The 11,866-nt window shown below is 62.5% G+C and carries 11 protein-coding genes; 5 read left to right on the forward strand and 6 right to left on the reverse strand.

Going from position 1 to position 11,866, the window contains the following annotated elements; all coding sequences use genetic code 11:
• Positions 1-31: 31 nt before the first annotated feature.
• The gene (gene secB / locus NKH01_RS28755) at positions 32-532 is read left to right on the forward strand and encodes a protein-export chaperone SecB (RefSeq protein ID WP_023718763.1); all 501 of its coding nucleotides are present in this window, start codon (positions 32-34) and stop codon (positions 530-532) included.
• A 269-nt stretch (positions 533-801) separates the two neighbouring features.
• Here secB and dnaQ read toward each other — a convergent pair whose 3' ends face one another.
• The 5 genes from dnaQ to NKH01_RS28780 form a co-directional block, all read right to left on the reverse strand.
• A complete protein-coding gene (dnaQ, locus tag NKH01_RS28760; RefSeq protein WP_023718762.1) occupies positions 802-1,521 on the reverse strand; it encodes a DNA polymerase III subunit epsilon in 720 nt (239 codons plus the stop codon).
• Between the two features lie 84 nt (positions 1,522-1,605).
• On the reverse strand, positions 1,606-2,208 hold the full coding sequence (gene coaE / locus NKH01_RS28765) for a dephospho-CoA kinase (protein WP_353023528.1): 603 nt from the start codon (positions 2,206-2,208) through the stop codon (positions 1,606-1,608).
• Positions 2,205-3,047: a shikimate dehydrogenase gene (locus NKH01_RS28770; protein WP_353023530.1), complete on the reverse strand. Its 843-nt coding sequence runs from the start codon at positions 3,045-3,047 to the stop codon at positions 2,205-2,207. Before NKH01_RS28770 ends, coaE begins: the two co-directional genes overlap by 4 nt.
• Entirely contained in the window at positions 3,040-3,639 is a 600-nt protein-coding gene (locus tag NKH01_RS28775; protein ID WP_353023531.1) for a Maf-like protein, read from the reverse strand. The genes NKH01_RS28770 and NKH01_RS28775 overlap by 8 nt, the downstream gene beginning before the upstream one ends.
• 170 nt (positions 3,640-3,809) lie before the next feature.
• Positions 3,810-4,628, reverse strand: coding sequence for a pyruvate, water dikinase regulatory protein (locus tag NKH01_RS28780; protein WP_023718758.1), 819 nt, complete (start codon positions 4,626-4,628; stop codon positions 3,810-3,812).
• 401 nt (positions 4,629-5,029) lie between these two features.
• On the opposite strand from NKH01_RS28780, the gene hemE reads away from it, so the two are divergent.
• The 3 genes from hemE to rho all read left to right on the forward strand — a co-directional run bounded on the left by hemE (position 5,030) and on the right by rho (position 8,033).
• Complete coding sequence (hemE, locus tag NKH01_RS28785) at positions 5,030-6,058, forward strand: uroporphyrinogen decarboxylase (RefSeq protein WP_353023533.1); 1,029 nt, start codon at positions 5,030-5,032, stop codon at positions 6,056-6,058.
• Between the two features lie 5 nt (positions 6,059-6,063).
• Positions 6,064-6,606: a protoporphyrinogen oxidase HemJ gene (gene hemJ / locus NKH01_RS28790; protein WP_084642637.1), complete on the forward strand. Its 543-nt coding sequence runs from the start codon at positions 6,064-6,066 to the stop codon at positions 6,604-6,606.
• A 161-nt stretch (positions 6,607-6,767) separates the two neighbouring features.
• Positions 6,768-8,033 carry a transcription termination factor Rho gene (gene rho, locus NKH01_RS28795; protein ID WP_023718755.1) on the forward strand — a complete coding sequence of 422 codons (1,266 nt, stop codon included), beginning with the start codon at positions 6,768-6,770 and terminating at the stop codon, positions 8,031-8,033.
• A 183-nt stretch (positions 8,034-8,216) separates the two neighbouring features.
• Here the strand turns inward: rho and NKH01_RS28800 are convergent, their stop codons facing one another.
• Positions 8,217-10,235, reverse strand: a complete 2,019-nt coding sequence (locus tag NKH01_RS28800) for a thioredoxin domain-containing protein (protein ID WP_352481327.1) — start codon at positions 10,233-10,235, stop codon at positions 8,217-8,219.
• A 59-nt stretch (positions 10,236-10,294) separates the two neighbouring features.
• Here NKH01_RS28800 and mnmE point away from each other — a divergent pair, with 59 nt between their 5' ends.
• Positions 10,295-11,623: a tRNA uridine-5-carboxymethylaminomethyl(34) synthesis GTPase MnmE gene (gene mnmE / locus NKH01_RS28805; RefSeq protein ID WP_353023535.1), complete on the forward strand. Its 1,329-nt coding sequence runs from the start codon at positions 10,295-10,297 to the stop codon at positions 11,621-11,623.
• Positions 11,624-11,866 lie beyond the last annotated feature (243 nt).

The following is an 11,866-nucleotide window of genomic DNA, read 5'->3' on the forward strand; positions in this document are numbered from 1 at the left end:
CAACGCTGCCCAGGCAAAAGGATCACAGCTTATGGCCAGCAACGACGACGCCCCGACCGGCGCAGCCAACGGTAATGGAAATGCGGAGCAGCCTTCGCTCAACGTGCTTGCGCAATATGTGAAGGACCTGTCCTTCGAAAGCCCCGGCGCGCCAAACTCGCTGCGCGGCCGCGACAAGGCCCCCGGCATCGCCATCAACGTCAACGTCAACGCCAACCCGCTTTCGGACAAGCAGTTCGACGTCAATTTGACGCTGAATGCCAAGGCGTCGTTCGACCAGGAAGTGCTGTTCAATGTCGAACTGGTCTATGGCGGCGTCTTCTCCATCAGCGGCTTCCCGCAGGAGCACATGCTGCCGATACTGTTCATCGAATGCCCGCGGCTGCTGTTCCCGTTCGCCAGGCAGATCATTGCCGAGGCAACGCGCAATGGCGGCTTCCCGCCGCTGATGCTCGACCCGATCGATTTCGCGCAGATGTTCCAGCAGAAGCTGGCCGAGGACCAGGCCGCCGCCAAGGTCAAGGTGAGCTGAAGGAGTTTGTCTCGATAGCGTTTGAGAAACCCGGCCTTGCGCCGGGTTTTTTTATGAGCCGCTGGCGGGACAGTGCCCCCTCTGGCCTTCCGGCCATCTCCCCCTTAAGTGGGGAGATCGGAACTTCACGTCAGCCTTCGCCAATCCTTCATCGTCGCAGGAATGAGCGAGGCGCTGGGACTGCCAATCTTTCCCACTGAGGGGGAGATGCCAAGTGGTGGCTAAAAGGGCAGGACAGAGGGGGCGACGGATCACTCCGCTCAAAATCACTATGCCGCGGAACTCGCTTCCCGGCCGATGCGCAGCCAAAGCGCCTTTTCGCCGAGGCTGCCAACCATGCCCGCGTGTGCAGCGCGCTCGGCATCGGTCAGGCGCGAGGGCAAGGCGATGGGCCTGACGCCGATCGAAATGTCGATGTCGTCGACATTCTGTCGTCCGCCCGCCGGCGTCATGATGCTGTCGAGGATGAGGCTGGCCTGCTTGCCGCCGATAAGCTCGATATAGACCTCGGCCAGCAATTCCGAATCGAGCAACGCGCCGTGCTTGGTGCGACGGCCATTGTCGATGCCATAGCGGCGGCAGAGCGCGTCGAGCGAATTGGGACCCATTGGATGCTTGCGGCGCGCCAGCGCCAGCGTGTCGACGATCCGTCCGGGATCGATGGCCGGATGGCCAAGCCGGCCGAATTCGAGATTGAGGAAGCCGATGTCGAAGCCGGCATTATGGGCGACCAGCTTGGCGCCGTCGATGAAGGCCAGGAACTCCTCGGCGATCTCCATGAAAGTCGGCTTGCCTTGAAGATCGGCGGCGCTAATGCCGTGCACGGCCTGCGCCTCGTGATGAATCGGGCGGCCTTGTGGGTTGATGTATTTGTGGAAGGTGCGGCCGGTCGGAAAGCGGTTGACCAGCTCGATGCCGCCAAGCTCGATGACGCGGTCCTCGCGCGTGTCGAGGCCGGTGGTTTCCGTATCGAAGATGATCTCACGCATCGAATCAGTCCATTGGTTCCGCGTCATTCTAGCCGAATCACACCCGGAACAAAATGGCAACAAGTAATGTGGGCTGCAAGCCTCTTAACCCGGCCTGGCTGCTTTATCCCCGACTAGTTCGGCGACGATCGCATTGACAGCCGCGCGGGCGGCGTCAAAGCCCTGGCCGGTGTCGACGACGAAGTCGGCGCGCCGGCGCTTTTCGGCGTCGGGAACCTGCCTGGCCAGGACCGACGCAAACTTTTCCTCGCTCATGCCCGGGCGCGCCAGCACGCGGGCGCGCTGGATCTCGGCCGGCGCGGTGACGACCACAACCTTGTCGACGCGATCGCGGCCGCCGGTCTCGAACAGCAGCGGTATATCGAGCACGGCAAGTGGCGCGCCGGCGGCACGATTTTGCGCCAGAAAGGCATCGGCGTCGGCACGGACCAGCGGATGGATGATCGCTTCCAGCCGTTTCAGCGCGGCGGCATCGCCGAGCACCCGTTCGGCCAACTTTGTGCGATCGACCGCACCGGATCGGGTGGTCCCGGGAAAGACCACCTCGACCATTGGGGCGGCCTTGCCGGCATAGAGGCGATGCACCGCCTCGTCGGAATCATGGACCGGCACGCCGGCCTCGGCAAACATCTTTGCCGTGGTCGACTTGCCCATGCCGATCGATCCGGTGAGGCCGAGCACGATCATGGCTTCGCGCCGATATCGGCAATGATCATTTGCCGCAGTTCGGCGGTGACCTGCGGCCTGGTGCCGAACCAGCGCTCGAAGCCGGGCACCGCCTGGTGCAGCAGCATGCCGAGCCCATCGACGGTCTTGAGGCCGCGCGCGCTGGCTGCGGCGAGCAACGGCGTTTCCAGCGGAACATAGACGATGTCGGTGACGATGGCGCGGTCGGGCAGTCTGCCCGGATCGGCGGACAGGCCTTCATTGCCATGCATGCCGAGCGCTGACGTGTTGACCAGCAGGCCGGCATCTTCGAGCAATTCACCGGCCGCCGCCATGCCATGGGCGGAGACGCCGGCACCGAAGCGGTCGCGCAGCTCCTGCGCCCTCGCAAGCGTCCGGTTCACGATGCGGATATCGTTGACGCCGCGCTGCTTTAGCGCATGGATGACCGCGCGAGCGGCACCGCCGGCACCGAGCACAACGGCCGGGCCGTCGGCCGCCCAACCCAGTGCATACTCGTCCAGATTGGCGGCAAAGCCATGGGCATCGGTATTGCCGCCCCACAATTCGCCATCCTCAAACCACAGTGTGTTGACCGCACCGATTTGTTCGGCCGCGTCGTCGCGGCGCGCCGCCAATGCGAAGGCGGCCTCCTTGTGCGGGATGGTGACGTTGCCGCCGCTATAGCCTTGTGCCTGCAGCGTTTGCAGGAATTCGGCAAACGCTTCTGGCGCAACGTCAATGGCCTCGTAGACGCCGTCGATGCCGTATTTCGCCAGCCAGTAGCCGTGGATCTTCGGTGACCTGGAATGGCCGATCGGGTGGCCGGTGACGAAGGCTTTTTTCGAGGCCTCAGCCATCGATCGCCCCGAGCTCACGCAGCTTGGCCAGCACCGGCAAAAGCGGCAGGCCAACAATGGTGAAGTAGTCGCCCTCGATCTTTTCGAACAGCTGGATGCCCTCGCCTTCGATCTGGTAGGCACCAACGCTGGACAACGCCTTGGCGCCGACGCGCGCCAGATGGCGGCCGATGAAGGCCGGATCGAGCTTGCGCATGGTCAGGCTGGCGATGCCGACATGCCGCCATAGAACCTGGCCGTCACGGGCCAGCACGACGGCGCTGTTGAGATGATGCGTCTTGCCCGACAACGCCAGCAGATGACGGCGTGCGCCTTCCATGTCGGCCGGCTTGTGGAACAGCTCGTCGCCGAGGGACAGCGTCTGGTCGCAGCCGAGCACCAGGGCGCCGGGCTTGCGCTGACTGACTTCGGTGGCCTTGGCCTCGGCAAGCACCAGGGCGACGTCCTCCGGCGACACGCCACTATTTTGCAGCGGCGCCTCCAGCGCACGTTCGTCGACAGAAGCCGGAACCGCTTCGACCACAACGCCGGCATTGACAAGCAGCGCCTTGCGGAACGGGCTGCCCGAGGCCAGGATGATTTTTTCGGCCATTTTTTTCGCCCCCGTTCCTGGCGCTCACTAGGGTGTGTCGAGATTCAGGTCAGGCCGAGCCGAAAATAGTGGCTTCCGAGAACCGGAGCGGAGCGTACTTTTCGTACGTGAGCACCGGAAGCGCAGGAAGCCGCCGTTTGTAGGCCGGCATCACCTGAATATCACACGCCCTAGCGCGTCTTGCCGCGCAGGGCAACGATAGCCGCAGCCGTCTCCTCGATCGAACGGCGGCTGACATCGATCATCGGCCAGCCATGCCGTGTGCAGATCTGGCGGGCGTAGGCGAGCTCTTCGGCGATCGCGGCGCGGTCGACGTAATCGGTCGGCTCGTAGGCGCTGTTGCCGAGAACGCGGTTCTGCCGGACCTGGGAGATGCGCTCGGCAGTGGCGATCAGGCCGACGATCAGTGGCCTCCTGGCGTAGACCAGGCTTTCCGGCACCGGCACGCCGAGCACGATCGGGATGTTGGCGGTCTTGATGCCGCGATTGGCGAGATAGATGCTGGTCGGCGTCTTCGAGGTGCGTGAGATGCCGACAAGCACGATGTCGGCATCGTCCATATTGGCCGGCAGCTGGCCGTCATCATGCTCCATGGTGAAATTGAGCGCGTCGATGCGGCGAAAATATTCGGCGTCCAGCACATGCTGGGCGCCGACGCGGCGGCCGGCCGGCGTGCCGAGATAGGACTGGAACACCGTCAGCACCGGCTCCAGTACCGAGACGCAAGGCAGGCCCATCGCCGCGCAGCGTTCATCGATGCCACGGGCAAGCTTCTGGTCGACGACGGTGTAGAGGATGATGCCCGGCTCCTCCTCGATGTCCTCGAACACTTTCGTCACCTGTTTTTCGGTGCGGATGAGCGGGTAGATGTGTTCGATGGCGCGCGCATCCTTGTATTGCGCGGAAGCGGCGCGGCCGGCGGCCAGCAGCGTTTCGCCGGTGGCGTCGGAAATCAGGTGAAGGTGAAAGAAGCTCTGCGGTTTGTTCACAGGATACATTCCAGGCTGTGGGCCGATGTGGATAAGCCGGGCGGAAAACTCGGCCACCGCCAAGCGACTGTATCAGATGCCGGTTTGTCCACAATTCGATGTGCTGTCGGCTTCTTCGGGCGGTTGGGGACAAGTCCGGGGACGGAGCTTTTTGCCTTCGCTTCATCCACAGGGGCAAGTTCCTTGGCCTGGCGGCAACGCATTGACTCCAGTCGGAAATTCCCGGCTTTCCACAAAGTCCTGCAATCCCGTTGGAGAAGCGCGCGACAATATGCTGGCTGGTCTTTTCCAGGGCAAAGCGGGACAGGAGACAACCACCACAACCAACAGACTCTTAGAATCATAAGATTCCTAAAAATAGAATATTTAATTATAGGGAAGCCTGGAAAGGCGAGCGCTCAATGCCTCAAGACCGGATCGTGCTGGACGTGTTGAGAGGCAAGGCAGCGTTTCCGCCGCCGCTCTGGATTATGCGCCAAGCCGGCCGCTATCTGCCGGAATACCGGGAGACGAGGAGACGGGCCGGATCGTTCCTCGATCTTTGCTACGACCCGGATCTCGCCGTCGAAGTGACGCTGCAGCCGATCGAACGCTTCGGCTTCGACGCATCGATCCTGTTTTCCGATATCCTTGTCGTGCCGCATGCGCTCGGCCGCGACGTGCGCTTCGAGGAAGGACGCGGCCCGCTGTTGACGCCGATCTCGGCTGCGGAGATCGAGGCTCTCGACGGCGAAACGTTTCACGTGAATCTCGAGCCGGTCTACGAGACGGTGCGGCGATTGCGCGCCAGACTGCCTGATGAAACGACGCTGATCGGCTTCTGCGGTGCGCCCTGGACGGTGGCGACCTACATGATTGCCGGCCACAGTACGCCCGACCAGGCGCCGGCCAGGCTGTTCGCCTATCGCGAGCCGGCGGCCTTTCTTCGGCTCCTGAAAGTGCTCGCCGATCATTCGGCTGCCTATCTGATCCGGCAGATCGAAGCCGGCGCCGACGTGGTGCAGATCTTTGATTCGTGGTCCGGCGTGCTCGACGAAGCGTCTTTCGAGTTGTTCTGCGTCCGGCCGGTGGCCGAGATTGTCCGGCAGGTGAAGGCTGTCCATCCCGACGTTCCGATCATCGGCTTTCCCAAAGGCGCCGGAGATCACTACCGGAGCTATCGCCAGACGACCGGCGTGACCGGGCTGGGCCTCGACTGGACCGTGCCATTGTCGACCGCGAAGGAATTGCAGCGTGACGGCGCCGTGCAAGGCAATCTCGATCCGCTGCGGCTGGTGGCCGGCGGCAAGGCGCTTGCCGACGGCGTGGGGGCGATCCTGAAGGTGTTAGGGGACCGGCCGCTGATCTTCAACCTCGGCCACGGCATCACGCCGGAGACGCCGCTCGCGCATGTCGAGCAGATGGTCAAACTGGTGCGGAGCGCGTCGTGACGATGATGGGCGCAGACAATGCGAACAGCACGAACAGCGGTAGCGGGGCGACGCGCCGCGCGGCAATCGCGATCGCCATTTTCCTCGTGCTGGCCGGGCTGCTGTTTCTCTTCGGGCCCGATGATTTCTATCCCTGGGCAAAGGCGATCCATGTGATTGCCGTCATCTCCTGGATGGCGGGCATGCTCTATCTGCCGCGCTTGCTTGTCTATCATGCCGATGCCGAAAAAGGCTCCGTCCAGTCGGAGACCTTCAAGGTAATGGAGCGCCGCCTGCTGCGCGGCATCATCAATCCGGCGATGGTGATTACCTGGGCGTTCGGCCTGTGGCTCGCCTGGAAAGGCTTTGGTTTTCAAGGCGGCTGGCTGCATGCCAAGATCGCTGCGGTGGTGGGTCTGTCGGCCGTGCATGGCTATTTCGCCGGCGCCGTCCGGAAATTTGCCGAAGACCGCAATGAAAAACCGGCAAGGCACTGGCGGATCGTCAATGAGATCCCCACATTGCTGATGGTCGTCATCGTCGTCCTGGTTATCGTGAAACCATTCTGACGTATTCGGTGCCCGCAAAAGGCGGCTTGCTCTTTCACCCGACCGACGATAAAAGACGGGTCTTCCTTCCCGTCATGCGCCGCCCGTCATCGCTTTCGGCCGCGCCCGGCATTTGTCGCATCCCGCCGATATTTTTCCCAAAGCTCATTCAGAGTCCGTCCATGCAAGAAATGAAACTCACCGAGTTCAAGAACAAGAAACCACCAGAGTTGATCGCCTATGCGGAATCGCTCGAGGTCGAGAACGCCAGCGTCATGCGCAAGCAGGAGCTGATGTTCGCGATCCTGAAGAAGCTGGCGGCACAGGATATCGAGATCATCGGCGACGGCGTCGTCGAAGTGCTGCAGGACGGCTTTGGCTTTCTGCGCTCGGCCAACGCAAATTATCTGCCAGGTCCCGACGACATCTATATTTCACCCTCGCAAATCCGGCGGTTTTCGCTGAAGACCGGCGATACGGTTGAAGGCCCTATCCGCAGCCCGAAAGAGGGCGAGCGCTATTTCGCGCTGCTCAAGGTCAACACAATCAATTTCGACGATCCGGAAAAAATCCGCCACAAGATCCACTTTGACAACCTGACGCCGCTCTATCCGACCAAGCGGCTGAAGATGGAGATCGACAATCCGACCACCAAGGACATCTCGCCGCGCGTGATCGACCTGGTCGCGCCGATCGGCAAGGGGCAGCGTGCGTTGATCAATGCGCAGCCGCGCACCGGCAAGACGGTTCTCATGCAGAACATCGCCCACTCGATCACCGCCAACCATCCGGAATGCTATCTGATCGTGCTTCTGATCGACGAGCGGCCGGAGGAGGTTACCGACATGCAGCGCTCGGTGAAGGGCGAGGTGATCTCGTCGACCTTCGACGAGCCGGCGGTACGCCATGTCCAGGTTGCCGAGATGGTGATCGAAAAGGCCAAGCGCCTGGTCGAGCACGGTCGCGACGTGGTGATCCTGCTGGATTCGATCACGCGTCTCGGTCGCGCCTACAACACCGTCGTGCCGTCATCCGGCAAGGTGCTGACCGGCGGTGTCGACGCCAACGCGCTGCAGCGGCCGAAGCGCTTCTTCGGCGCCGCCCGCAACATCGAGGAAGGCGGCTCGCTGACCATCATCGCCACCGCGCTGATCGACACCGGCAGCCGTATGGACGAAGTCATCTTCGAAGAGTTCAAGGGCACCGGCAACTGCGAAATCCAACTCGACCGCAAGGTGGCCGACAAGCGCATCTATCCGGCCATGGACATATTGAAGTCCGGCACCCGCAAGGAAGACCTGCTGGTTTCCAAGCAGGATCTGCAGAAGATCTTCGTGCTGCGCCGCATCCTGGCGCCGATGGGAACAACCGACGCCATCGAGTTCCTGATCGACAAGCTCAAGCAGACCAAGACGAATGCGGACTTCTTCGATTCGATGAATACGTAGGGTTGGGGGCTGGCCGTTGCCTTCGTCATCCTCGGGCTTGGCCCGAGGATCCATGCCGTGAGCTCTACCGGAGAAAGCAGCGGAGCAGAATTTGCGCCGTTGCAGCGCGCGAAAGTCACGGCATGGATCCTATGGTCTGCGCTGCGTCGCTTCGCTCCTTGCTTCGCCATAGGATTACGAATCCTATCTTCGGCGCAATAACCCTTCCAGCTCTTCAGCTTCCGTTACCACCGGCAGGCAGACCTGCCCCGTGCACAGCCAGGCGCCGGGCTCGGCCGTTGGCGGCAGGACGCCGCCCGGCAAGGCCGGCAGGTTTGTCGCCGAGCCAACAGGCACGACGATGTCCACCCGACGTGGGTCCGGATTTCGATTCGCAACCGGAACAAGCCTTGGATTCTCGGGTTTATCCACGATCACCAGTTTCAGCGGTTCGAGCGCCAGGGCACAGGCATTGACGATTCCTGCCTGGCCATAGGGCTGGTGCTCCGCCCGCCCGGCCGCATGCTCGGCGACTGTCCAGGCTTTTTCCCAGAGTTCGAGATCGCGGGTCAGCGACGACAATCGGACCATGGCTTCGATGATCTGCCCAGTGGCGGAAGGAATGGCCTCGTCGACATCGCCGCGGATGCGGATCGGCACATCCGTGCTGTTCGATGCGGTCAGATAGTAGCCGGTCTTGTCGCTGTCCCGGTGCCAGAGATCGAGTTGCTCAATGAAGTTCCCGGCGCGATCGATATAGTCGGGATTGCCGGTCGCCTCGAACAGCGAGACCGCCGCATTGGTCATGGCGGCATAGTCGCTCGAAAGAGCCGGGAACAGCCTCTTTGCGCCGAGCATGGAATGCGACAGACGGTTATCGCGCCCGGCAGCCGCAATGGCGGCAAAGGCCGCTGCCGCCGCTACGATCCAGTCGGATCGGCCAAGCGATCGCCCGGCCTCTGCAAGCGCTGCGATCATCAGACCATTCCAGTCGGTCAGTGCCTTGCCGTCACGCCCTGGCCGGATGCGCTGTGCCCTCGCCGCGAGCAATTTTTCTTTCAGCGGGACGAGCTGTTGGCGGTCGATCACACTTTGCGTCTGCTGGGCTTCTGTCTGGCGGATGATCGGCTTGCCCTCCCAGCCGTGCGGGTCGGCAAGTGTGAAGTAGTTGAAAAACAATGCTGATTCGTCATCAAGGGCAAGCTCGACCTCATCCTTGCTCCAGGTATAGAACAGCCCTTCTTCCCCTTCGCTGTCGGCATCGAGACTGGCAGCGAAGGCACCGCCCTCGACCCGCATTTCGCGCAACAGCCAGGCAATCGTCTCTTCGATTCGCAACCGGAACAATTCCTTGCCAGTTGACGCATAGGCCCAATTGCACAGCCGGACGAGTTGGGCATTGTCGTAGAGCATCTTTTCGAAATGCGGCACCAGCCATTCGGCGTCGGTCGAGTAGCGACTGAGGCCACCGCCGACATGGTCGTAGATGCCGCCGGCCAGCATCTTTTCGAGGCTGAGGAGAACGGCGTCACGATGGGCTGCGGTGCTGTCGCGCAGCCAGGACAGCCAGAGGCTCTGCATGAACGGCGCGTTGGGGAATTTGGGTGCGCCGCGCAGGCCGCCCAGCTCGCGGTCGATCATGCCGTCAATGCCGTTGGCGAGCTTCGCTAGCGTGTCGCTGTCGAGTACGGCCTTGGCATGGCTGCCCGCCAGCCGCGCCTCGACATGCGTAGTCAAACCGTCGGCGCTTTGGTTAACGCTTTCTTTCTTCTCCCGCCAAGCCTTGTCGACCGCCTCCAGCACCTGGACGAAGCCCGGGCGCCCGTAGCGGGCTTCGCGAGGGAAGTATGTGCCGCCCCAGAACGGCTTGCCGTCCGGCGTCAGGAACATGGTCAGCGGCCATCCGCCCTGCTCGCCCATCGAGGACAGCGCCGCCATGTAGATCTGGTCGATGTCGGGGCGCTCCTCGCGGTCGACCTTGATATTGACGAAGAGACGGTTCATGACGGCGGCGACGCCGTCGTTCTCGAAGCTCTCATGCGCCATGACGTGGCACCAGTGGCAGGCAGCGTAGCCGACTGACAGCAGGATCGGACGCTGCAGCGCCTGTGCTTCGGCCAGAGCGGCAGGCGACCATGGCCGCCAGTGCACCGGATTGCCGCTGTGCTGCTGCAGATAGGGACTGGCCTCTTCGGCAAGCAGGTTTTGTGCAGGCAATGTCACGGCGCAACTCGATGGTGGATTGAACAGGCATAGCTAGGGCGCTTCGGCAGAGCGGGCAAATGATTTCAAAAGACTCCATCGTGGCACTGTCGAGCGGGCGCCTGCCGGCCGGCATTGCGGTGATCCGAATTTCGGGGCCGCAGAGTCGATTCGTAGTCGAAACGATTGCCGGATCGGCCGTGCCGAACCGCGTTGCTAGCTATCGCAAGTTACGGGCGCCGGACGGATCGGTGCTGGACAGCGGCCCGGTCGTCTTCTTTGCCGGTCCCGACAGTTTTACCGGCGAGGACGTTGCCGAGTTCCATGTGCATGGCGGACGCGCCGTCGTGGCGAAGATGCTGGAAACGATCACCTCCTTCGACGGCGTCAGGCATGCCGAGCCGGGTGAATTCACCCGCCGCGCCTTTGTCAACGGCAAGCTCGATCTGGTCGAAACCGAGGCGCTGGCCGATCTCATCAATGCCGACACCGAGGCGCAGCGGCGCTTTGCCGTGCACAATGCCGAAGGCGTGCAGAGCGAACTCTATCTGGGCTGGCGCCGACGGCTGATCCACGCCCGCGCGATGATCGAGGCCGAGATCGATTTTGCCGACGAGGACGACGTGCCGGGTTCGGTCGCCGACACAGTCTGGTCCGACGTGCGGGCCATGATCGCCGAGATCGAGCGCCATGTCGCCGGCTTCCGCGCTGCCGAAATCATTCGCGACGGGTTCGAAGTCGTCATCCTCGGGGCGCCGAATGCCGGCAAATCCAGCCTGTTCAACGCTCTGGCGCGGCGCGAGGCGGCGATCGTCACCGATGAGCCGGGCACGACCCGCGACCTGCTCGAGGTGGTGCTGGACCTCGAAGGGGTGCGGGTCCGGGTAACCGACACCGCCGGTCTGCGCGAGGCGCCCGGCAAGATCGAGGCGATCGGCATCGAGAAGGCCAGGGCCAAGGCGCACAGTGCGGACCTGCTGTTGCTGCTTGAGGATATGGCTGAGCCAATGGCGATCGGTGTGCTGCCGGGCGCCATTCCGGCGCTGAGGGTCGGAACGAAGGTTGATCTTCTGAGGGGCGAATCACCCTCGCCCGCGGCGCACTACGATATCGCTATCTCGACGCAGGACGGCACGGGAGTGGCCGAATTGCTGGACGAGATCGGGCGGCACGCCGCAGCGCAGATCGGCCAGGCCGGCGATATCCTGCCGTCGCGGCTGCGGCACGTCGAGCTGCTCAATGAGACGAAACGCTTCCTGCTTGCGGCAGCGGCAAGTAGTGACCGCGGACAGGAATTGCGCGCCGAGGAACTGCGCCTGGCGGCGGATCGGCTCGGACGGATCGTCGGCGCGGTCGATGTCGAGGATATGCTCGACGTGATCTTTTCGCAATTCTGTATCGGCAAGTGACTCACGTGAAACATTGGGAAGAATACGCCCCAGTGATTCACGTGAAACGCTGGGGCGGTCAGTGGAGGGCATTGTTTCACGTGAAACGATTCGCTGTGCAAATGTCGCAGGTGCTGCAGGTTGAGGGGTTAGGTGCGGCCCTCGCCTTCTCCCCCTGTGAGGCCTTTGCAGAGAAGGCGCATAGATATGCGATTTGAGGCATATATGCCTTTTTGAGCGTCGGAGAGCGCTGCTTGGCCGTTC

Source organism: Mesorhizobium sp. M1403 (genome assembly GCF_040317695.1).
Taxonomy (GTDB): domain Bacteria; phylum Pseudomonadota; class Alphaproteobacteria; order Rhizobiales; family Rhizobiaceae; genus Mesorhizobium.

What these genes read in the sequence shown, in the direction of transcription:
- mnmE (WP_353023535.1), top strand. Translation starts at nt 10,295, where the DNA reads ATGATTTCAAAAGACTCCATCGTGGCACTGTCGAGCGGGCGCCTGCCG.
- rho (WP_023718755.1), top strand. Translation starts at nt 6,768, where the DNA reads ATGCAAGAAATGAAACTCACCGAGTTCAAGAACAAGAAACCACCAGAG.
- hemJ (WP_084642637.1), top strand. Translation starts at nt 6,064, where the DNA reads ATGGGCGCAGACAATGCGAACAGCACGAACAGCGGTAGCGGGGCGACG.
- NKH01_RS28775 (WP_353023531.1), bottom strand. Translation starts at nt 3,639, where the DNA reads ATGGCCGAAAAAATCATCCTGGCCTCGGGCAGCCCGTTCCGCAAGGCG.
- hemE (WP_353023533.1), top strand. Translation starts at nt 5,030, where the DNA reads ATGCCTCAAGACCGGATCGTGCTGGACGTGTTGAGAGGCAAGGCAGCG.
- dnaQ (WP_023718762.1), bottom strand. Translation starts at nt 1,521, where the DNA reads ATGCGTGAGATCATCTTCGATACGGAAACCACCGGCCTCGACACGCGC.
- NKH01_RS28770 (WP_353023530.1), bottom strand. Translation starts at nt 3,047, where the DNA reads ATGGCTGAGGCCTCGAAAAAAGCCTTCGTCACCGGCCACCCGATCGGC.
- coaE (WP_353023528.1), bottom strand. Translation starts at nt 2,208, where the DNA reads ATGATCGTGCTCGGCCTCACCGGATCGATCGGCATGGGCAAGTCGACC.
- secB (WP_023718763.1), top strand. Translation starts at nt 32, where the DNA reads ATGGCCAGCAACGACGACGCCCCGACCGGCGCAGCCAACGGTAATGGA.